Origin of the sequence: Bacteroides sp. ZJ-18, assembly GCF_011038705.2 — a bacterium.
Taxonomy (GTDB): Bacteria; Bacteroidota; Bacteroidia; order Bacteroidales; family Bacteroidaceae; genus Bacteroides; species Bacteroides hominis.
Genome location: NZ_CP072198.1, coordinates 2,065,275 through 2,085,013 on the forward strand (window position 1 = coordinate 2,065,275; position 19,739 = coordinate 2,085,013).

At 44.7% G+C, this 19,739-nt stretch carries 13 protein-coding genes and 2 pseudogenes; 6 read left to right on the forward strand and 9 right to left on the reverse strand.

The genetic code is table 11. From position 1 onward, the window contains the following. Window positions 1-26: 26 nt before the first annotated feature. From G7Y45_RS08140 to G7Y45_RS08165, 6 genes are all read right to left on the reverse strand, one after another. Entirely contained in the window at window positions 27-716 is a 690-nt protein-coding gene (locus tag G7Y45_RS08140; protein WP_005810031.1) for a 16S rRNA (uracil(1498)-N(3))-methyltransferase, read from the reverse strand. A gap of 5 nt (window positions 717-721) precedes the next feature. After that, complete coding sequence (locus G7Y45_RS08145; RefSeq protein ID WP_005775764.1) at window positions 722-1,291, reverse strand: bifunctional nuclease family protein; 570 nt, start codon at window positions 1,289-1,291, stop codon at window positions 722-724. Window positions 1,292-1,293: 2 nt separating this feature from the next. Further along, the gene (locus tag G7Y45_RS08150) at window positions 1,294-2,553 is read right to left on the reverse strand and encodes a nucleoside permease (protein WP_005775766.1); all 1,260 of its coding nucleotides are present in this window, start codon (window positions 2,551-2,553) and stop codon (window positions 1,294-1,296) included. 339 nt (window positions 2,554-2,892) lie between these two features. Beyond that, entirely contained in the window at window positions 2,893-4,071 is a 1,179-nt protein-coding gene (locus G7Y45_RS08155; protein WP_165017359.1) for a class I SAM-dependent rRNA methyltransferase, read from the reverse strand. A gap of 27 nt (window positions 4,072-4,098) precedes the next feature. After that, the gene (locus G7Y45_RS08160) at window positions 4,099-4,746 is read right to left on the reverse strand and encodes a 3'-5' exonuclease (RefSeq protein ID WP_005775769.1); all 648 of its coding nucleotides are present in this window, start codon (window positions 4,744-4,746) and stop codon (window positions 4,099-4,101) included. A 6-nt stretch (window positions 4,747-4,752) separates the two neighbouring features. After that, a complete protein-coding gene (locus tag G7Y45_RS08165; RefSeq protein WP_005810024.1) occupies window positions 4,753-5,388 on the reverse strand; it encodes a DUF5063 domain-containing protein in 636 nt (211 codons plus the stop codon). Between the two features lie 112 nt (window positions 5,389-5,500). Here G7Y45_RS08165 and G7Y45_RS20140 point away from each other — a divergent pair. From G7Y45_RS20140 to trxB, 4 genes and pseudogenes are all read left to right on the forward strand, one after another. Continuing rightward, window positions 5,501-6,233, forward strand: a pseudogene (locus G7Y45_RS20140) (DNA translocase FtsK 4TM domain-containing protein); the annotation flags it as partial. Window positions 6,234-6,352: 119 nt separating this feature from the next. Further along, a pseudogene (locus tag G7Y45_RS08170) lies at window positions 6,353-7,990 on the forward strand (DNA translocase FtsK); the annotation flags it as partial. 24 nt (window positions 7,991-8,014) lie between these two features. Further along, window positions 8,015-8,656 carry a LolA-like putative outer membrane lipoprotein chaperone gene (locus tag G7Y45_RS08175; protein WP_005810020.1) on the forward strand — a complete coding sequence of 214 codons (642 nt, stop codon included), beginning with the start codon at window positions 8,015-8,017 and terminating at the stop codon, window positions 8,654-8,656. 56 nt (window positions 8,657-8,712) lie between these two features. Further along, window positions 8,713-9,660 (forward strand): thioredoxin-disulfide reductase, encoded by a 948-nt coding sequence (gene trxB, locus G7Y45_RS08180; protein ID WP_005775774.1) that lies wholly within the window; start codon window positions 8,713-8,715, stop codon window positions 9,658-9,660. Window positions 9,661-9,995: 335 nt separating this feature from the next. Here the strand turns inward: trxB and G7Y45_RS08185 are convergent, their stop codons facing one another. The 3 genes from G7Y45_RS08185 to G7Y45_RS08195 all read right to left on the reverse strand — a co-directional run bounded on the left by G7Y45_RS08185 (window position 9,996) and on the right by G7Y45_RS08195 (window position 15,924). Next, window positions 9,996-12,440: a beta-N-acetylhexosaminidase gene (locus G7Y45_RS08185; RefSeq protein ID WP_165017356.1), complete on the reverse strand. Its 2,445-nt coding sequence runs from the start codon at window positions 12,438-12,440 to the stop codon at window positions 9,996-9,998. A gap of 45 nt (window positions 12,441-12,485) precedes the next feature. After that, window positions 12,486-13,187 carry a Crp/Fnr family transcriptional regulator gene (locus G7Y45_RS08190; protein WP_005775777.1) on the reverse strand — a complete coding sequence of 234 codons (702 nt, stop codon included), beginning with the start codon at window positions 13,185-13,187 and terminating at the stop codon, window positions 12,486-12,488. A 547-nt stretch (window positions 13,188-13,734) separates the two neighbouring features. Then, window positions 13,735-15,924 carry a glutamine synthetase III gene (locus tag G7Y45_RS08195; RefSeq protein ID WP_005775778.1) on the reverse strand — a complete coding sequence of 730 codons (2,190 nt, stop codon included), beginning with the start codon at window positions 15,922-15,924 and terminating at the stop codon, window positions 13,735-13,737. 211 nt (window positions 15,925-16,135) lie between these two features. On the opposite strand from G7Y45_RS08195, the gene G7Y45_RS08200 reads away from it, so the two are divergent. Both G7Y45_RS08200 and G7Y45_RS08205 read left to right on the forward strand, forming a co-directional pair. Continuing rightward, complete coding sequence (locus G7Y45_RS08200; RefSeq protein WP_005810014.1) at window positions 16,136-18,355, forward strand: DUF5686 family protein; 2,220 nt, start codon at window positions 16,136-16,138, stop codon at window positions 18,353-18,355. Between the two features lie 209 nt (window positions 18,356-18,564). Then, entirely contained in the window at window positions 18,565-19,680 is a 1,116-nt protein-coding gene (locus G7Y45_RS08205; protein ID WP_005818658.1) for a retron St85 family RNA-directed DNA polymerase, read from the forward strand. Window positions 19,681-19,739: the final 59 nt, after the last annotated feature.

Consider the following 19,739-nt stretch of genomic DNA (forward strand, 5'->3'; position numbering starts at 1 on the left):
AATTACTATATATTTAGTTCTGTAAATTACATATTCATTGTATGGCAAGCCACTAATGCCGCCGTTTCTGTTCGTAATCGTGATTTGCCTAAACTGATCGGGATGAATCCCTTTTCGATGGCTTTTTTCACTTCCTCTTCGCTGAAGTCGCCCTCCGGCCCGATCAATACTAATGTATCTTCTCCTTTTTTCAGTACATCCTTCAGGAGAGGTTTCTCTCCTTCATAACAGTGGGCTATGAATTTTTGTCCTGAGAAGTCTTTTTCAATGAACGAATTGAAGTCAGTCATTTCGTTCAACCGGGGCAAGCGTGCCTTTAATGATTGTTTGATGGCCGATACCAATATCTTTTCGATACGTTCCGTCTTGATCACTTTTCGTTCGGAAAAGCGACAGTTCAGAAACGTCAATTCATCGAAACCTATTTCTGTCGCTTTTTCAGCGAGCCATTCATTACGGTCCATATTCTTGGTCGGTGCCATGGCTATATGCAGATGGCCCTGCCATAAAGGCTCTTGATGAATAGTTTCTTTAATATTCACCAGGCAACGTTTATTGGTTGCTGCACTGATCTCTGCCCGATAGAAGTTTCCTTTACCGTCGGTCAGGGTGATTTCGTCTCCGGCTGTCAGACGGAGCACACGCACGCAATGCTGTGCCTCCTCTTCCGGAAGCTCAGCATTGGTTTGTATATCAGGGGTATAAAATACGTGCATATCTTTTATTTATGTCGGTTTATCTCATCACGCAGTCGGGCGGCAAGTTCATAATTCTCTTCTTGAATGGCCTTGCTTAAGGCTTCTTCAAGGGAAATGATGCTGACTGCCTCCGTACGTGAGTTATCATCTTCTTCCGGTGAATCAGGACGTTCAGCACCGTCTGTCATCCGAATGCATTCGCGTTCAAGGATAGATTCGTATATAAATATGGGACAATCTGCCCTCACGGCCAATGCTACCGCATCCGAAGTACGTGCGTCTATCCGGATAATCTCTTCGTCTCTTTTAAAGTAGATATACGAATAAAAGACACCTTCTTTTGCTTTATAAATCAGTACCCGGAGCAAAGATGCTCCCAGAACATTCAGACACGAGTAAAATAAATCGTGTGTCAGCGGGCGAGGGGCTTTTATTCCTTTCAGGCAAATGGCTGTGGCTTGCGCTTCGGCTGGTCCTATTATGATAGGTAACTGCCGTTCGCCATCTACTTCTCCCAGTACCATTGCATAGGCACCCACCTGCGCCTGACTGTTAGAAATGTTCAATACCTGTAGTTCTACTTTCTTATCCATTGTTAATTATTCACTTTCTTAAGTTCTCCCGGTTGATGTTTGTATCTGAAGACAACGGCAAATAAAATGCCGATGGCCAGTGCGTATGCTGCAAATATAAACCAGATGGTTGGCCAATCTCGGCTTACCAACATTCCGTTTTCGTATACGGAGAATGCGTCCACTACAGCACCGCTGGCATATCCTCCGATGACGGCTCCAAGTCCATTTGTCATAATGAAGAACAAGCCTTGTGCGCTGGCCCTTGTCTCAGGTTTTGTTTCCAATTCAACAAATAAAGAACCGGAAATGTTGAAGAAGTCAAATGCCATACCATATACTATCATGGATAAAATCAGCATCCAGATGCCCGCACCCGGATCACCGAATCCAAACAGCCCGAATCGGAATACCCAGGCGAACATACTGATCAGCATGACACGCTTGATTCCGAAGTGTCTCAAGAAGAAGGGGATGGCCAGGATAAACAGGGTCTCGGACATTTGTGAGATAGATAGTAGAATTACCGAGTGTTTGACACCAAAGGAATCTGCAAATTCGGGTATTTTGGCGAAACTACCCAGGAATGCATCACCATAGGTATTTGTAATTTGCAATGCCGCACCCAATAGCATGGAGAAAAAGAAGAAAATAGCCATCTTTTTTCTTTTGAACAGGCTGAGGGCATCAAGTCCGAAAGAAGACAATAAAGTTTTATTTTCATTCTTCGCCGGTGGACAGGGAGGCAGCGTGAAAGAATATATCCCCAAAAGTAAGGCTGAACTTGCTCCTACATAAAGTTGTGCACTGGAGTTCTTGAATCCTGTAAGGTCTACTGCCCACATGGCACAGATGAAACCGATGGTTCCCCATACGCGGATAGGCGGGAAATCCTTTACTAAATCACATTTATATTGTTCAAGTGCGTTATATGAAACTGTATTGGCAAGGGAAAGGGTAGGCATGTAAACCATCAGGTTGAGTAACATGGCCCAATACATTTGATTATAGTCGGTAGCGGTGGATGCGTAAAACAAACAGCCGGCTCCTAATAAATGACAAATACCATAAAGACGTTCGGCGTTGAACCATTTATCGGCAATAATACCGGTTATTCCCGGCATGATGATAGATGCGATTCCCATTGTAGCGAAGATAGCTCCGATTTGTCCACCTTCGAAATGGAGGCCTCTTTCCATATAGCCACCTAATGAAATTAACCACGACCCCCATACAAAGAATTGCAGGAAGTTCATAATAATCAAACGATTTTTTATATTCATAACTTTATTGATGTGTTTCCCGTCGTGCCAATATATGGCAGATCAGCTGCAAATATAATATTTTTAGTTGACAGAGTGGAAAAAGCACAGGATAAAAGGGAGGAAGAAAGGGAAAAATAGCAAAAGAAAATTGGAAATGCAAAGAAGGAAAGGGTATATAAAAAAAGAAGGCTATCTATCCCAGACAGCCAATCTTTATTAACCTTAAATCTAATACCATGAAAAACACATTGCAAAGATAAAGGGTTTTATGTTATAGAACATAACGATTTGGTGAAAATCTTCTGTTTGTTAACTCATATTAACTTTGTAGCTTCTGCTTTTATGCTATTAAGGCGATTATTCGACATACAGTACCAATCCTTTGAGATATTCGCCTTCCGGGTGATAGATATTTACCGGATGATCTGCTGGTTGAGTCAACTGATGCAGTATGCGTACACTTCTACCGGACATGGCTGCTGCTGTGAATACAGCAGTACGGAAATTATCTTTGGTCACCACCTGTGAACAAGAGAAGGTGAACAGGATACCGCCCGGTTTGATTTTCTCAAATGCTTTGGCATTAAGTTTGCGATAACCTTGGAGGGCGTTGCGCAATGCGTCTTTGTGCTTGGCGAATGCCGGCGGATCGAGGATGATCAAATCGTATTGGTCGCCCATGCGGTCGAGATATTTGAAAGCATCTTCTGCAAAAGCCGCATGACGGGTATCACCCGGGAAATTTAATTCTACATTTTTATTAGTCAAATCAATGGCCTTGGCAGAACTGTCTACCGAATGTACCTGTTTGGCACCTCCACGCATGGCGTAAAAGGAGAATCCGCCGGTGTAGCAGAACATGTTTAATACCGAACGGTCTTTGGCATAACGTTCCAACAAAGCACGGTTTTCGCGTTGGTCTACGAAGAATCCCGTTTTTTGTCCTTTCAGCCAGTCTACATGGAACTTTAATCCATATTCCTGAGCGATGTTGTCGTTACTTCCTCCTTTGAGGAAACCGTTTTCCGGAAAAAGGTCCGCTTTGAATGGCAAAGTCGTTTCCGATTTATAGTAGATGTTTTCAATCTGCTTGCCCATCACTTCGGACAATGCTTCGGCAATGGCCATGCGGTCTACGTGCATGCCGGCAGAGTGTGCCTGCATTACGGCGGTCCGGGCATAAACATCGATAACAAGTCCTGGCAGGTTATCGCCTTCTCCGTGTACCAGGCGGTAAGTGTTGTTAGTCGGGTTGGTAGCGATGCCGATGCTGCGTCGCATGTCATAAGCCACTTCCAACTTGCGTTTCCAGAAGTCATGGTCGATCTCTTCTTGTTTAAAGGAAAGAACACGTATGGCAATGCTTCCGATTTGGAAATGCCCTTTAGCTATGAATTCTTTTTTTGAGGTATACACTTCCACTACTTCTCCTTCTTCGGGTTCGCCGTCGAAGTGAGCAATGGCCCCGGAGAAAATCCAGGGATGGAACCGTTTCAGTGAGTCTTCTTTGCCGGGTTTAAGATATACTTTATGCATAAATTTATTATGTTGTTTTTATTTTTATCATTGATCCGAACCTGCTTTCACCGTCTCTACGGTTTCTTCTTCCGGGGCCAGTTCGTAATTACCCGTACGCTTTAGGTCTTGCAGTAGGTGGTATATGTTGAGGCAAGCCCATGCGTCTGTAGCTGCATATTGCTTTTGGGCATCCGTCAGTACATCTGCTTCCCAATTGGAAAGACGTTGTGATTTTGAGATTTTTTCCCTGAATAAGATACCGTATATCTTTTGCAGGCTTTTATCCTGAATGCCGAACGGACGGACATACTCTTGCAACTCGATGCATGCCTGCTGGTTGAAAGGAGCCCGTTTATGCAACATCATAAAGTCGTCTTTCAACGAGAGTCCTACTTTGATCACTTCCGGATTTTCAAGCAACTCTATGATGGGTTGGGTCAGCCCGGTCATGTTCAGGCGGAACAGGAAGCAACATTCGTCAGATGAAATCTGGAGCAATGCTACTTTATGGGAATGTCCTTTGGTGAATGAGGGACGGGTTTCGCTGTCGATGCCCAGAATTGCCTGGGATTGCAGATAAGCCACTGCTTTTTCCGCTTCACTTTCAGTTTGTATTACATGAATCCGTCCGGGGAATGCCGCTTTGGGCATCTCCTTCACCTCTTCTTTGCTTATGGTTCTTTTTAAAATCATATTCGTTTATTCATCGTCGTGGCAATGACAGCCATGATCGTGACAATGGCAGTCGTCATCTTCACAGTGACAGTCTTCATTGTTTTCGGGTTCGTATTCATCCTCCTCTTCGTCTTCTCCCCGGGCCTTCGGACTATATTTCACGTCATGCAGGGCACGCATGGTATTTACCAGTTTTTGTCCCCACAAGAGTCCGAAGTTTTCCTGGCAAATGGCAAGGGAGTCATTCATCGTCTCGTTCAATCCCAGTTGAAATACAAAGATAAAATCTTTAATATCCTGATAGATATCGGCCAGGTCTTCCGAAATATTCTTTTTGATGGGTTCATCGCTGTAAGCCATGTCGGGTAGGAATACTTCCAGATAGTCGTCCTTTTCCGCCAATACGGATGCCAGGTTGATGCGCAACACTTCGTATATTTCTTCCGTCACATATGTTTCCGGTGCTTCGTCGCCTATCATTTCGCATTTTGGAAGCATGGACGCTTTTAGATAAAGTAAAGGAAGAATTTTCAGGGTGGTGTCAACAAACATACTACGTTTCATGCCTTCGGCACGTTCCAGAAAAGCGCAGAACTCGGCAGCTACCGTAACGAATTCTACCACATTCTTATCAAATATTACTTGGCTTTCTTTTTTCATATCAGCTTGAATTGAAACGCAAAGGTAAGAAAAAGTTGTGGGTAGTCCAATGAAATTCTTTTTTTTACTACTTTTGCATCATTAATCATATAGCTTAAGATTCTTCATCCACATGGCAAAAAAGAAATCAGATAAGGAAGCAGAACAGAAGCCGGCTTCCACAAATAAGTACTTGGCTTTCTTCAGAAACGAAACAATCCACTTTGTGATCGGATTGGTATTGGTCATCTTTTCAGTCTATCTGTTGCTGGCTTTTACCTCCTTCTTTTTCACCGGAGCAGCCGACCAGAGTATCATTGATAGCGGGAATGCCCAGGATCTTGCTGCTGTAAATAATCATGTAAAAAACTATGCAGGTTCCCGGGGAGCTCAGCTGGCAAGTTATCTGATCAATGACTGTTTTGGTGTCTCCTCTTTCTTTATTTTGGTTTATCTGGCTGTAGCCGGATTGAAGCTGATGCGTGTGCGTGTGGTGCGTCTTTGGAAGTGGTTCATCGGATGTACGCTGTTGCTCATTTGGTTTTCCGTTTTCCTGGGCTTTATTTTTATGGATCATTATCAGGATTCATTCATTTATCTGGGTGGATTGCATGGATATAATATCAGTAACTGGCTTATTTCGCAGGTCGGTATTCCCGGTGTTTGGCTTATTCTTTTGGTGACAGGCATTTGTTTTCTTATATATATGAGTGCCCGCACAGTCATCTGGTTGCGTAAGCTTTTCACTCTTAGTTTCCTGAAACGTAAACAAAAAGAAGAACATTCAGAGGTGAAGCAGGATTCCGATCCCCGTGAATATGATAATCCGAAACCTCAGGAAGTGGAATTCGATGTTAATCGCACTTTCCGTCAGGAGGTACCGGTGAAGAAGGTGGAAACTCCTACCGTATCCGATCTGCTTGTCGAGTCTCCTTCTGAGTCTCCAATAGTTACGGAAAGCAGAAATACGGCAACCGATGGTGATGTCACCATGACTTTCGAACAGACAACTCCTGATCCTGTGCCCCCTTTTCGGGCAGAGTCGGCAGATAACGGGCCTGAGTTTGAAATAGAGGCTGCTGCCGATGACGAAAGTTATCAGGGAACGGAAACCGAACCCTATAATCCAAAGTTGGATCTGGAAAACTATCATTTCCCTACTATCGATTTGATGAAGCACTATGAAAATAGTGAGCCTACCATCAATATGGAGGAACAGAACGCAAATAAAGACCGTATCATTAATACATTGCGTAGTTTTGGTATTGAAATCAGTACGATTAAAGCTACGGTAGGTCCTACGGTGACTCTTTACGAAATCACTCCGGAACAGGGAGTGCGCATCTCAAAGATTCGTGGGTTGGAAGATGATATCGCTTTAAGCCTTTCTGCCTTGGGTATCCGTATTATAGCTCCTATACCGGGAAAAGGTACAATCGGTATCGAGGTACCTAATTCAAATCCTAAGATTGTTTCGGGGCAGTCCATCATCGGCAGTAAGAAGTTTCAGGAATCGACATACGATTTGCCCATTGCGCTTGGTAAGACCATTACGAACGAGGTATTCATGGTAGATCTTTGCAAAATGCCTCATGTGCTGGTGGCAGGTGCTACCGGACAGGGTAAATCTGTCGGTTTGAATGCCATCATCACTTCATTGCTCTACAAGAAGCATCCTGCCGAACTGAAGTTCGTTCTGGTGGATCCTAAAAAGGTAGAGTTCAGTATTTATTCTGTTATTGAGCATCATTTTCTCGCGAAGCTTCCCGATGGTGAGGATGCTATCATCACCGATGTGACCAAGGTGGTGCAGACCCTCAACTCAGTCTGTGTAGAGATGGACAGTCGTTACGATCTGTTGAAAATGGCACATGTACGCAATATCAAAGAGTACAATGAGAAATTCATCAACCGCCGCCTGAATCCGGAGAAAGGGCATAAATTTATGCCTTATATTGTGGTAGTCATCGATGAGTTCGGAGACTTGATCATGACTGCCGGCAAGGAGATCGAGTTGCCGATTGCCCGTATTGCGCAGTTGGCACGTGCCGTAGGTATCCATATGATTATTGCAACCCAGCGTCCGACTACAAATATCATTACCGGTACTATCAAAGCCAACTTCCCGGCGCGTATTGCGTTCCGTGTGTCGGCCATGATGGACTCACGTACCATCCTTGACCGTCCGGGAGCCAATCAACTGATTGGGCGTGGTGATATGCTTTTCTTGCAAGGGGCCGATCCGGTGCGTGTGCAGTGTGCTTTTATCGATACGCCGGAAGTGGAAGAAATTACCAAATATATTTCACGCCAACAAGGATATCCTACCGCTTTCTTCCTGCCCGAATATGTGAGCGAAGACAGCGGAAGCGATCTGGGAGATGTCGATATGGGGCGCCTCGATCCTTTGTTTGAAGATGCTGCCCGCCTGATCGTAATTCATCAGCAAGGGTCAACTTCGTTGATACAGCGTAAATTCTCCATTGGCTACAACCGTGCCGGACGCTTGATGGATCAGCTTGAAAAGGCCGGCATTGTGGGTCCTTCGCAAGGAAGCAAGGCGCGCGACGTACTTTGTGTTGACGAGAACGACCTTGAAATGCGTTTGAACAATATTCAATAATCAAACGTTAAATGAGTGTATACAATGAAGCAGATTATAATTAGCATTTGGATAGCTTTACTGACTTTGCCTGTGTTTGCGCAACAACAAATGCAGGCAAAGGTTGTGCTTGATAAAACGGCAGCCACATTTGAGAAAGCAGGGGGTATTCGTGCGGGATTCAACGTGACGGTGTTCAATAAAGGCCGGATGGCGGGACAATCTGCCGGAGTCATTGAACTCAGGGGAGAGAAGTTCGTGCTGAAAACGGACGATGGTACCACGTGGTTTGATGGCAAGACCCAATGGAGTTATCTGGCAGGTAGTGACGAGGTCAATATCAGCAATCCAACCGGAGTCGAACTGCAAAGTCTTAATCCGTACGCACTTTTGCAGATTTATCGCCATGGTTTCAGCTATAAGCTTGGAACACTGAAGAATTTTGGTGGCAAATCGATTTATGAAGTGGTGCTGACTGCTACCGACAAGAAACGGGATTTATCACGAATTGTGCTTTATGTCAGTAAAGACACTTACCAGCCACTCTTCATTCTGATGGAACAACGTGATAAGAGCCGTAGCGAAATCACGGTGACCAGCTATCAGGCTGGATTGAAATATGCCGACAGTATGTTTGTGTTTGATAAGAAGCTCTATCCTCATGCCGAGGTGATCGATCTCCGATAGGTCAAGAGGAGTAACTTCGATCGTTTATTATAAATCGTAGAATGTAAAATAGGAATATGGAAACAGAAAGAATTAAATGCCTTATTATAGGTTCAGGACCAGCCGGCTACACAGCCGCTATTTATGCAGGACGTGCAAATTTGTCACCGGTGCTTTACGAAGGAATACAACCGGGTGGACAGTTGACCACGACTACCGATGTAGAAAATTTCCCGGGCTATCCTCAGGGAATCAGCGGACCGCAATTGATGGAAGATCTTCGTACACAGGCCGAACGATTCGGTGCCGATATCCGTTTTGGAATCGCTACTGCTTCCGACCTTGGCCAAGCTCCCTACAAAATCACGATTGATGGTGAAAAAGTAATTGAAGCCGATTCATTGATTATCGCTACCGGTGCCACAGCCAAATACTTAGGTTTGGATGATGAAAAGAGATATGCCGGTATGGGGGTCAGTGCTTGTGCTACTTGTGACGGATTTTTTTATCGCAAAAAGGTAGTTGCTGTTGTGGGTGGTGGCGATACCGCTTGCGAAGAAGCCATCTATCTGGCCGGACTCGCTTCTAAAGTCTATTTGGTTGTACGCAAGCCCTATCTTCGTGCTTCAAAGATCATGCAAGAGCGTGTGATGAAGCACGATAAGATTGAAGTCCTTTTCGAGCATAATGTAGTCGGACTCTTTGGAGATAACGGTGTAGAAGGTATGAATCTCGTAAAACGTTGGGAAGAACCGGACGAAGAACGTTATTCGCTGCCTATCGACGGATTTTTCCTTGCCATCGGTCATAAGCCTAATTCGGACATTTTCAAACCTTACCTGGATACTGATGAGGTGGGATATATCATCACTGACGGTGATAGTCCCCGTACCAAGGTTCCCGGAGTGTTTGCGGCTGGCGATGTAGCCGATTCACATTATCGCCAGGCTATTACTGCTGCAGGAAGCGGCTGTAAGGCTGCCATTGAGGCTGAGCGTTATCTGTCGGAGAAGGGATTGATCTGATAGTCGTAAGATATTGTTTATTAATATACCGGACGCAACCATGCTTAATAAGAGAGAGCTGGTTGCGTCCGGTAGTTTTTTTATAACTTCTTATTTCTTTATTGATTTTGCGAGATCAAGCCCCTATGGCACCCTACAAATTCGTCTTGTTCAATTCTATATGTTGTATCAGAGTCATCTCAGGCTTGATTCTGTTTTATATTTATCACTTATCCGGATAGATGAAGTTCTTTTTCCGGTAGTTTTCATTTCACCACCGATTAACAGATTACATTGAGAAGAAGATAATTGGGATTATTTATTTTTATGTAATCGTCAATCGATGGAAAAACAAATTAGTATACTTCAATTTCGTCCAGATACAGGTTTGCCTGAACCACCTCTTTGCTGCCCGGGTCTTTTACGAAGTCGATGCCGTTTCGCAAAGTACCGCCATTCTGAAGGGTGACTTTGAGATAGGTTACTTCTCTCGGTTCGAAGGCTAAGGTGTCTGTAAATGCCTTTCTGCCTCTTTCCGGATAGTTGCGTTTGAAGGAAGCTTCTGCGACTTTGCTGTATTTTTGTCCGTCGGAAGAGGTTTCGATGGTGGCAACACTCGGAGGGAGGATAACTGACGCAGGGTTGTATAGCGAACCGAAGACTACTTTGCTGACAGTAGTGGGCTCATCGAATTCGACGATGAATACCATCTCTTTGCAGTTATCATCCATCCGGAATCCGCTCCACGGAGTCATAGAGGCGGTGTTGCCGCGTTTACCGTTGGTAAGCCCGAAGGTACTTATGTCCGTGCCGAGAACGTCATTTTCACCAAAGATGTCGCCTTTGGCACCTCCAATGGCCGGAGTGACTGTGAAGCTCTTTCCGCTGATCAGGTTGCCGTACAGTTTCTTTCCGGTGACCTTGCCCAGCATCTGTCCGTCTTTGAAAGCGGCTGCTTTCACTTCAATTTCGCCCGAGAGGGTGAAAGGGCGATTGTAGAGGGCCGATTCTACGGTTGGAGTACTTCCATCTGTTGTATAATGAATTTCCGCATTGGGATAAAAGCTTTCCAGTATCACTTTTAGCGTATCACTCTCGTCTACATGAGTATTTATGTTCACATCGAAGAAATTACGGCAGGCTTTTACATTCTTCACGTCCATTCGCCGGAAATCTTCAACCATGCGCTGGCAGAAGTCATTCCAGTTTTTGTTTGCGTTCAGTGTCCAACCGGTTTCGGCAATAGCTATTGCGCGCGGGAAGGCTTGATAGTCGCGGTTATTGTCGCTCGGCATGTATTCGGTCCAAATGTTGCCTTGTACTCCGATGATGTGTTTTTTTACCAGGTCGTCTGCATCGTCCGGTACCGGGTTATAACTGTAGGTCTTTTTAAGTGTATTATATCCGCCGATAGTAACGGGGGCTATCTCCGGTTCTTCCTGATATTGATCCAGATAAGCGTATGGATTCGGAGTCATAATAGCGTTGTGACCGGCTTTGGCTGCATTCATTCCGCCTTCTACTCCCCGCCAGGACATGACGGTAGCATTCGGGGCCAACCCGCCCTCCAGGATTTCGTCCCACCCGATGATGTTGCGTCCTTTGCTGTTCAGGTATTTTTCCATGCGGGTGATGAAGTAACTCTGTAATTTCTCCTCTTTGGTATGCTTCTTCCCGTCAATAACGTTGGGAGTGACATCGTCTTTCAGTCCCAGTTGTTTAATCAGTGACTGGCAATATTCACTTTTGATCCAGGCCGTTTTCGGACATTCGTCACCGCCTATGTGGATATATTTGCTTGGGAAGAGATCCATTACTTCGTCCATCACTCCTTCAAGGAACTCGAAAGTGGTATCCGAAGGACAGAATACCTCTTCGAATACGCCCCAGGTTCCCGTCACATCGCATGTACTGTCCGGTGTACACGAAAGCTCCGGATAAGAAGCGATGGCAGCTATTGCATGTCCCGGCATTTCGATCTCAGGGATTACAGTGATGAATTTACTGGCAGCATAGTCTACAATGTCCTTGATCTGTTCCTGTGTATAATATCCGCCATGCTCTTTGCCGTCGAATATTTGCGGATAGTTCACATAATAATAGTCTATCAGTGTCTCTTTGCGCTTGGAGCCTATCTCGGTCAGTTTCGGGTATTTCTTGATTTCAATTCTCCATCCCTGATCATCGGTCAGGTGCCAGTGGAAGGTATTCATTTTATGCATGGCCAGCATGTCAATGAACTTATATACATATTCCACTGGAGAGAAGTGGCGGCATACGTCCAGCATCATACCGCGGTATGCAAAGCGCGGGGCGTCTTCTATCTCGACAGCCGGCACTGACCATTCTGCGTTTTTTACTTTCTCTGTGCCATATACGGCGGGAGGAAGCAATTGGTAAAGGGTCTGTAATGCATAGAAAAATCCCTTGGGGGTGGAGGCGCTGAGAGTGATATTCTGCGGTGTGACCGAGAGTTTATATCCTTCTTCGGGCATTCCGTCCTGGGGGACAAAGCGGATGACGGGCTCGTCCGTTATGTTTTCGAAAGTCTGTTTCATTGTGATTCCGGACATCAACTTCAATCGGTTGATAAGGCTGTCGGCAATGGTCTGTACTTCCGGTGTGCAAGCAGTAGTGATGACTCTTACTTTTTTACTTATTTCAAATCGCCCCTGTTGGGGAATCATTTGGTTGGGCAACGGAACGATATTGTACTCGTTCACGATGGCTTCTTTTGACTGTTTACATCCGGGGGCGATGAAAAGTAGAGACAAAAGAAGAAGAGTAATTCCTTTTTTCATGGTCTGATAAATATGTGTTAAGTTATTAAATAGTGACGAAGCGTCTTAACCGATTTTGCTGATCTTCTTAAGCTTTTCTTCGTCAATGATCTTGATTTTTCTTCCGTCGATGGTGATCAGGCGTTCGGTTGCGAAGTTGGACAACGTGCGTATGGCATTGGAAGTTGTCATATTCGACAGATTGGCCAGGTCTTCACGGGACAGATAGATACTCAGGGTAGAGCCGTCTTCCTCCAGTCCGTAACTCTCTTTAAGGAAGAGTAGCGATTCGGCCAGACGTCCGCGGATATGCTTCTGGGTCAGGTTCACAGTTCTTTCGTCAGCAATACCGAGGTCAACAGACAACTGGCGAATGAAAAACATGGCCAGGTCGTTGTTCTGGCCGAGCAGTGTCATGATGGCACTCATGGGAATCAGGCAGATAGTTGAAGGTTCGAATGCGGAAGCGGCGGTCACATAGTCTTCTTTGGCAAAATAAGCCCGGTAACCGAAATATTCCGTAGGTTTTATCATGCGGATAATCTGACTTCTGCCTCCTACACCGTCTTTGTAGATTTTAACTTTTCCGCTAAGGAGACACATCAGATAGGCAGGCGATTCGCCTTCGCAATAGATTGTTTCGTTCTTTTTGTAATTCTGAAGAGTGAAATTATTGGCCAGGAACTCTCTCTGCTCTGCGTTTAGAGGAGCCCACATCTCTGCAATACGTTCGGGAACGTTTATTTCTGACAAATTCATCTTTACCATGACTGCTGCAAAACTGTGTTATAAAGCACAAATGTAGAAAGAAAAAATGAAAAACGGAATAGTTTTGGGAAAAGTTTGCCATGTTGGCATTGCAATACCGCAGATTCCACAGATGTATGCAGGGTTTATTTCTTTCATTACAGAAGTAGAGAGGGCACAGTGAAACTATATTTTTGAAGATATATTCATAAATGATTAAAAGCCTGTGAACTCTGTATCTTTTGTATTGCATTCTTTGGCTGTTCCTTGTATACCTTTTGATCTCTATATCTAAAACATCCGGGTGTTTATGATGATAACATCCCCATGTTGTTGTGTAAAACATCCGGATGTTTTGTGGTAAAACATGGGGATGTTTTAAGGTGAAGGAATTAGTGCTTGTAGTGGAACATTTATAAATAAAAAAAGAAAGTGTGTCGAAACTCACCACAGAGTAACACAGAGTGAATTTTAAGTCATTGATTATCAGTATTGATAATCTGTGATAATCTGTGTAACCTGTGGTGAAAAGACTTTTGACAGAATCCCATTCTATAAAGTATAGGGCTTACTTTGTGAATAGTAGTTCTCTATACTTCGGTAACGGCCAGATTTCGTCGTCGATTTCCATTTCCAGGTGGTCAATATGATCGCGTATGCTTTCCAGATAGGGACGTACGGTCTCTTCGTAGGCAAATGCTTTTTCCTTAAAGTTCTCTTTATGGTTTGCCACTTTGCGGGCCTCTGTCATGTCGCGTACCAGTACCTTGATGGCAGACACACGGTGCGAGATTTCTTTGATAAGCTCTTTCCGGTCGGCACTCATGATTTCGTATTCTTCTGCTGGGAAGATCTCTTTCATTCTGCAAAGGTTTTCCAGCAAGCGGTTCTGATAGCTGACAGCAATGGGGACAATGTGGTTGATGGCCAAGTCACCCAATACACGACTTTCGATCTGTACTTTCATGGTGTACTTTTCAAGTTCCACTTCCAGGCGGCAGGCAAGTTCGGTTTCGTTAAAGATGCGTTCACCGATCAGTACGGCTCTCGATTGGTTGTCCATGTAGTGCATCAGGGCTTCCGGTACGTGGCAGATGTTTGTCAGTCCGCGACGAGCTGCTTCCTGCTTCCACTCTTCCGAATAACCGTCCCCTTCGAAACGGATGGGTTCGGAGGCGATGATATTTTCCTTCAGGATGCGGAAGATGGCTTCATCCTTGCTAATGCCTTCTTCCATCAGTTTGTCTACCGATGCTTTAAATTCGTTCAACTGGTTGGCCATGGCAGCGTTGATGGCAATCATGGCGGCGGCACAGTTGGCCGATGAACCTGCGGCACGGAACTCAAAGCGGTTTCCGGTGAATGCGAATGGAGAGGTGCGGTTACGGTCGGTAGTATCGAGCAAGATTTCGGGGATACGTCCGATGCCCAGTTTCAGGGTAGTCTTCTCTTCCGGAGTCATTTTGGAATTGGTCACCTGGCGGACAATTTCGTCCAGAGTAGCCGACAGTTGCGAACCCAGGAAGATGGATAAGATGGCTGGAGGGGCTTCATTGGCTCCCAAACGGTGACTGTTTCCGGCGCTCATGATCGAAGCACGCAACAGGTCCTGATTTTTGTGAACCATCATCAGCACGTTGACCAGAAAGGTGAGGAACAACATGTTTCCTTTTGGGTTCTTGCCCGGTGCAAAGAGATTGACACCTGTGTCAGTACAAAGCGACCAGTTGTTATGTTTACCCGAACCATTGACACCGCTGTATGGCTTTTCGTGGAAGAGTACGGCGAAATGATGCTTGCGTGCGATGCGCTTCATCAGATCCATCACCAGCTGGTTATGGTCATTTGCCAGGTTGCAGTTTTCGAAAATGGGGGCCAACTCAAACTGGTTGGGAGCTACTTCGTTGTGACGGGTTTTCACCGGTATGCCCAGTTTGTGGCATTCTATTTCAAGCTCTTTCATAAAGGCTGTGACACGTGGAGGGATGGAGCCGAAGTAATGATCTTCCAATTGCTGATCCTTAGCCGAAGAGTGTCCCATCAGGGTACGTCCGGTCAGTCGAAGGTCAGGACGCGCATTATATAAAGAGGTGTCGACCAGGAAATATTCCTGCTCCCAACCCAGATTGGTAAATACGCGGGTTACGTTTTTGTCGAAAAGCTGGCACACTTCGGTGGCAGCTTTGTCAACGGCGGCCAATGCTTTCAGTAACGGAGTTTTGTAGTCGAGCGCTTCGCCCGTATAGGAGATAAAGATTGTCGGGATACAAAGAGTGGTGTCTACCACAAAAGCCGGTGAGGATACATCCCATGCTGTATATCCGCGGGCTTCGAATGTATTTCGGATTCCGCCGTTGGGGAAGGAAGAAGCATCCGGTTCTTGCTGGATCAGTAATTTTCCGGAGAAGCGTTCGATGACTTCACCGTCTTCGCCAAACTCGATAAAGCCATCGTGCTTTTCGGCAGTTCCGTCCGTCAGTGGCTGAAACCAGTGTGTATAGTGTGTCACGTTGAGCGATTTAGCCCAGCTTTTCATACCATTGGCTATCAGATCGGCCATCTCACGGCTGATGGGTGTACCTTTTTCGGTAGCGTCTACCACTGCTTTGTATGCTTCCTTGGGAAGATATTCCTGCATCTTCTTGCGGTCGAATACGTGGCTGGCATAATAATCGGATAGTTTGTTTGAGGGAGTGGTAACTTCTAAGGGCTTTCTGTTAGATAGCTCTTGTAATGCGAAAAATCTCATTTTTGACATAATGGTGCCTTTTTTATCGGTTGTTGGGCGCAAAATTATGTGTTTTTTCTGAGATAACCCCTATTTTTATAGGGGTATTTTCTATAATTAGTCTCTTTTTTAAGATGACACCCTGTTTTAAGAAGGTAGATCGGATTCGTATAAATCATTAATTTATTAGTCGTATAATCGGATTTTTTTTATATTTGCCTTGAATAAAGGAGATTACTATTTGAGATACAAGATATGGATATGGGTGTTTGGGCTTGTCTTGCTCTCTTTTTCACAAAAGGGAGTGGCTAACGTTGTTCTTGATCCTCAGACCAAACGTCCGATTTCTGCCGATTCCATTTTAAATAATGTGATGACCTTTGCCCCGTTTTATGAAAAGTTGGTGACCGACTACCGAGCCGACCTCTATATAAAAGGTACGATGGACATCAAACGCAAAAATTTTATTCTCCGGTATGTGCCTTCCATGTTCCGTCTTCAGAAAGGAGTGCGCCAGTATATGGTGGAAACATATAGTGACCTGCATTTTACGGCTCCTAATATTTATGACCAAAAAGTGAAAGCCTCTGTAGGTACGGTACACAATAGCCGGGGAGTGCCGGGTATGCTGGAGTATTTCAATATCAACCTCTATTCGTCTACGCTGCTTTATGATCGGTTGCTTTCGCCCTTGGCCAAAAATGGACGGAAGTATTATAAGTATCTGATTGATTCCATTATGGGGGGGACAGATAACCGGCAGTATAAGATACGGTTTATCCCCAAAAGCAAAAGCGACCAGTTGGTGGGCGGGTATATGATTGTGAGCAGTGATGTATGGAGTGTCCGCGAGATACGATTTTCCGGCAGGTCGGAGCTTTTGCTGTTCAGTTGTCTGATAAAGATGGGAGGAGTTGGAGAAGATGATGAATTTCTGCCTGTCAGCTACAATGTCGAGGGACAGTTTAATTTCTTGGGTAATCGTATCAACGGGGTTTATGTGGCATCACTCAACTACCATGACATCGTACTTGAAGAAAACCAGAATGAATGGAAAGAAAAAGTGAGGGCAAGGACAAAAGGAAAAAGTAAATATGATCTTTCAGACTCTTACAACCTGCAATGTGAGACTGCTTCTTATCATACGGATAGTGCCTACTTTGAAACATTACGGCCTATTCCCTTGTCGGAAAGTGAGCGTAAATTGTACGAGGAAGATGCGCTGCGTAAAGACACCATTCAGCGCAATATCAAGCCAAAGAGTAAGAGCCAGGTGTTCTGGGGACAGGTAGGAGATGTGCTGATCAGTGATTATAAATTGAATCTGTCCAATTTGGGAAGTGTGAAGTGCTCGCCCATAATCAATCCTTTCTTATTGAGTTACAGTGGAAGTAACGGGCTTTCTTACAGGCAATCGTTTAAGTACAACCGGCTTTTTAAGCACGACCGGCTGTTGCGTGTGGTGCCTAAGTTGGGTTACAACTTTACGCGCAAGGAGTTTTATTGGTCTGTCAATTCCGAATTTAATTATCTACCCGAGAAAATGGGGACCTTCCACGTGGACTTTGGTAACGGAAACCGGATTTACAGCAGTGATGTGCTCGATGACCTGAAGGCCATACCGGATAGTGTATTCGATTTCAACCAGATTCATCTGGATTATTTCTATGACTTATACTTTAACTTCAGGCACAGTATCGAAATTATTAATGGACTGGAATTGAGTGTGGGCTTTTCCACCCATAGACGAAAAGCCGTGAAACCCTCCAAGTTGGTTCCATTGACCAAGAGCCTGGAACTTCCCAACGAAGATATTCAGGGAAAAATCAGGAATACCTATTTAAGCTTTGCTCCCCGGGTCCGGTTGGAGTGGACCCCTTGCCTTTACTATTATATGAACGGCCATCGTAAGATCAACCTGCGTTCTAAATACCCCACTTTTTCAATAGACTGGGAGAGGGGTATCAAGGGGGTGTTTGGCAGCACCGGGCAATATGAACGTCTGGAGTTTGACCTGCAACACCATATCCCTTTGGGACTGATGCGTAATATCTATTATCGTTTTGGTTTCGGTATGTTTACTAACCAGAAAGAAATGTATTTTGTTGACTTTAATAATTTCACCCGTAGCAATCTTCCTGAAGGTTGGAATGATGAAATTGGCGGAGTATTTCAGCTTCTTGACCGACGTTGGTACAATGCTTCACGCAAGTACATACGGGGGCATTTCACCTATGAAGCTCCTTTTTTACTTCTAAAGCATCTGATCAAGTATACACGCTATGTGCAAAACGAACGGTTGTATGCAAGTATATTATCGGTACCCCATCTTCAGCCTTATATTGAGCTGGGATATGGAATCGGCACTCACATTTTCGATTTCGGCGTTTTCGTAGGAAGTGAGAACTGGAGGTATACCGAGGTTGGCTGTAAATTTACGTTTGAGTTATTCAACCGCTAATTTTATTCTTGTTATTATTTGTCGGGGAAGAGAAAACCTTTATCTTTGCCCGTAAGAGGATGAGATAAAGATTTAGCAAAAAAGAGGTGCAGTCGCCTCGTGAATTCAGGGCCTTTCTGGATTTCTTTATTAAGATACTCATAATAAAGAAAAGTAAACACTCTCATCCTCTTTTTTACTTGCTTCTATATATTAATTAAGGTATAAGGATGGAACTACTTTTAGCTATTGTGATTGTCGTTACCGGTTGGCTGGTTTTTAGTATCATTCGTTCAAGTAAAGGCCAGGAAGGATATAAAAGATGGAAAGCCGGAAACTATGCCGGTGAGAATCCTTATGCTAAAGAGAAGAAGGAAAGTGTTTCGTCCCTGAAGAATATTTTTGGTAGGAAAGCCGTGGCTTTCGGCTCAAAGCGGTTCGATGCCGGAGCTGTCAGTTGGTGTGCCAGTTTACTTGGAGTCAAAGAAGACACGTTGAGAGAGGTGCTGGATTATGTGCCGAGGCAATATACCCAGTTCTATATAAAGAAGAGAAGCGGAGGAGTCCGGATCATTACAGCTCCCCAAGGTCAGTTGCGAGCTATGCAGCAGACCATTTACCAACGAGTTTTATTGTTAGCCAATGTGCATCCTGCTGTTACCGGATTCTGTCCTGGTAAATCTGTATCCGATAATGCGCGGGTTCATTTGGGACGAAAAAATGTATTGAAAGTAGATCTTCATGACTTTTTCCCTTCCATACGTTCGCCCAAAGTGAGGGCGACATTCAGGGAGATGGGATATTCACGTCCTATAGCGAAAGTACTGGCGGAACTCTGCTGCTGTAACAGGTGCCTTCCGCAGGGTGCGCCTACAAGTCCGGCTCTCAGCAATATTATTGCTTATCCGATGGATAAAAAAATGATGGCGTTAGCCGATGAATACGGGCTGGTCTATACGAGGTATGCCGATGACCTGACCTTTTCGGGAGATTTTCTGCCGAAGGATAAAGTCTTGTCACGGATTGATCAGGTTATCAGGGAGGAAGGGTTTACGATGAATGTGAAGAAAACCCGTTTTCTGCCTGAGCATAAACGTAAGATAATCACTGGAGTATCAGTTAGTTCGGGTACGAAGATGACAATTCCCAAAACTAAAAAGAGGGAGATCCGTAAGAATGTGCATTACGTCCTGACAAAAGGATTGGCCAGTCATCAGGAGCATATTGGCTCCACCGATCCGGTTTATCTGAAGCGTTTATTGGGCAATCTGTGTTACTGGCGTTCCATAGAACCGGATAACCGATATGTATCCGATTCTATCGCGGCTTTAAAGAGCTTGATGTGAGACGTACCGATTGTAGCTCTTTTTGATATTTTTTTTGCTATTCTTTTCTAATTCAAGAA

Excerpts from the sequence above, each read along its gene's own strand:
- G7Y45_RS08140 (WP_005810031.1), bottom strand. The coding sequence starts at position 716 with ATGCACGTATTTTATACCCCTGATATACAAACCAATGCTGAGCTTCCG.
- G7Y45_RS08175 (WP_005810020.1), top strand. The coding sequence starts at position 8,015 with ATGAAGCAGATTATAATTAGCATTTGGATAGCTTTACTGACTTTGCCT.
- G7Y45_RS08145 (WP_005775764.1), bottom strand. The coding sequence starts at position 1,291 with ATGGATAAGAAAGTAGAACTACAGGTATTGAACATTTCTAACAGTCAG.
- G7Y45_RS08165 (WP_005810024.1), bottom strand. The coding sequence starts at position 5,388 with ATGAAAAAAGAAAGCCAAGTAATATTTGATAAGAATGTGGTAGAATTC.
- G7Y45_RS08185 (WP_165017356.1), bottom strand. The coding sequence starts at position 12,440 with ATGAAAAAAGGAATTACTCTTCTTCTTTTGTCTCTACTTTTCATCGCC.
- G7Y45_RS08150 (WP_005775766.1), bottom strand. The coding sequence starts at position 2,553 with ATGAATATAAAAAATCGTTTGATTATTATGAACTTCCTGCAATTCTTT.
- trxB (WP_005775774.1), top strand. The coding sequence starts at position 8,713 with ATGGAAACAGAAAGAATTAAATGCCTTATTATAGGTTCAGGACCAGCC.
- G7Y45_RS08190 (WP_005775777.1), bottom strand. The coding sequence starts at position 13,187 with ATGGTAAAGATGAATTTGTCAGAAATAAACGTTCCCGAACGTATTGCA.
- G7Y45_RS08160 (WP_005775769.1), bottom strand. The coding sequence starts at position 4,746 with ATGATTTTAAAAAGAACCATAAGCAAAGAAGAGGTGAAGGAGATGCCC.
- G7Y45_RS08155 (WP_165017359.1), bottom strand. The coding sequence starts at position 4,071 with ATGCATAAAGTATATCTTAAACCCGGCAAAGAAGACTCACTGAAACGG.
- G7Y45_RS08195 (WP_005775778.1), bottom strand. The coding sequence starts at position 15,924 with ATGTCAAAAATGAGATTTTTCGCATTACAAGAGCTATCTAACAGAAAG.
- G7Y45_RS08205 (WP_005818658.1), top strand. The coding sequence starts at position 18,565 with ATGGAACTACTTTTAGCTATTGTGATTGTCGTTACCGGTTGGCTGGTT.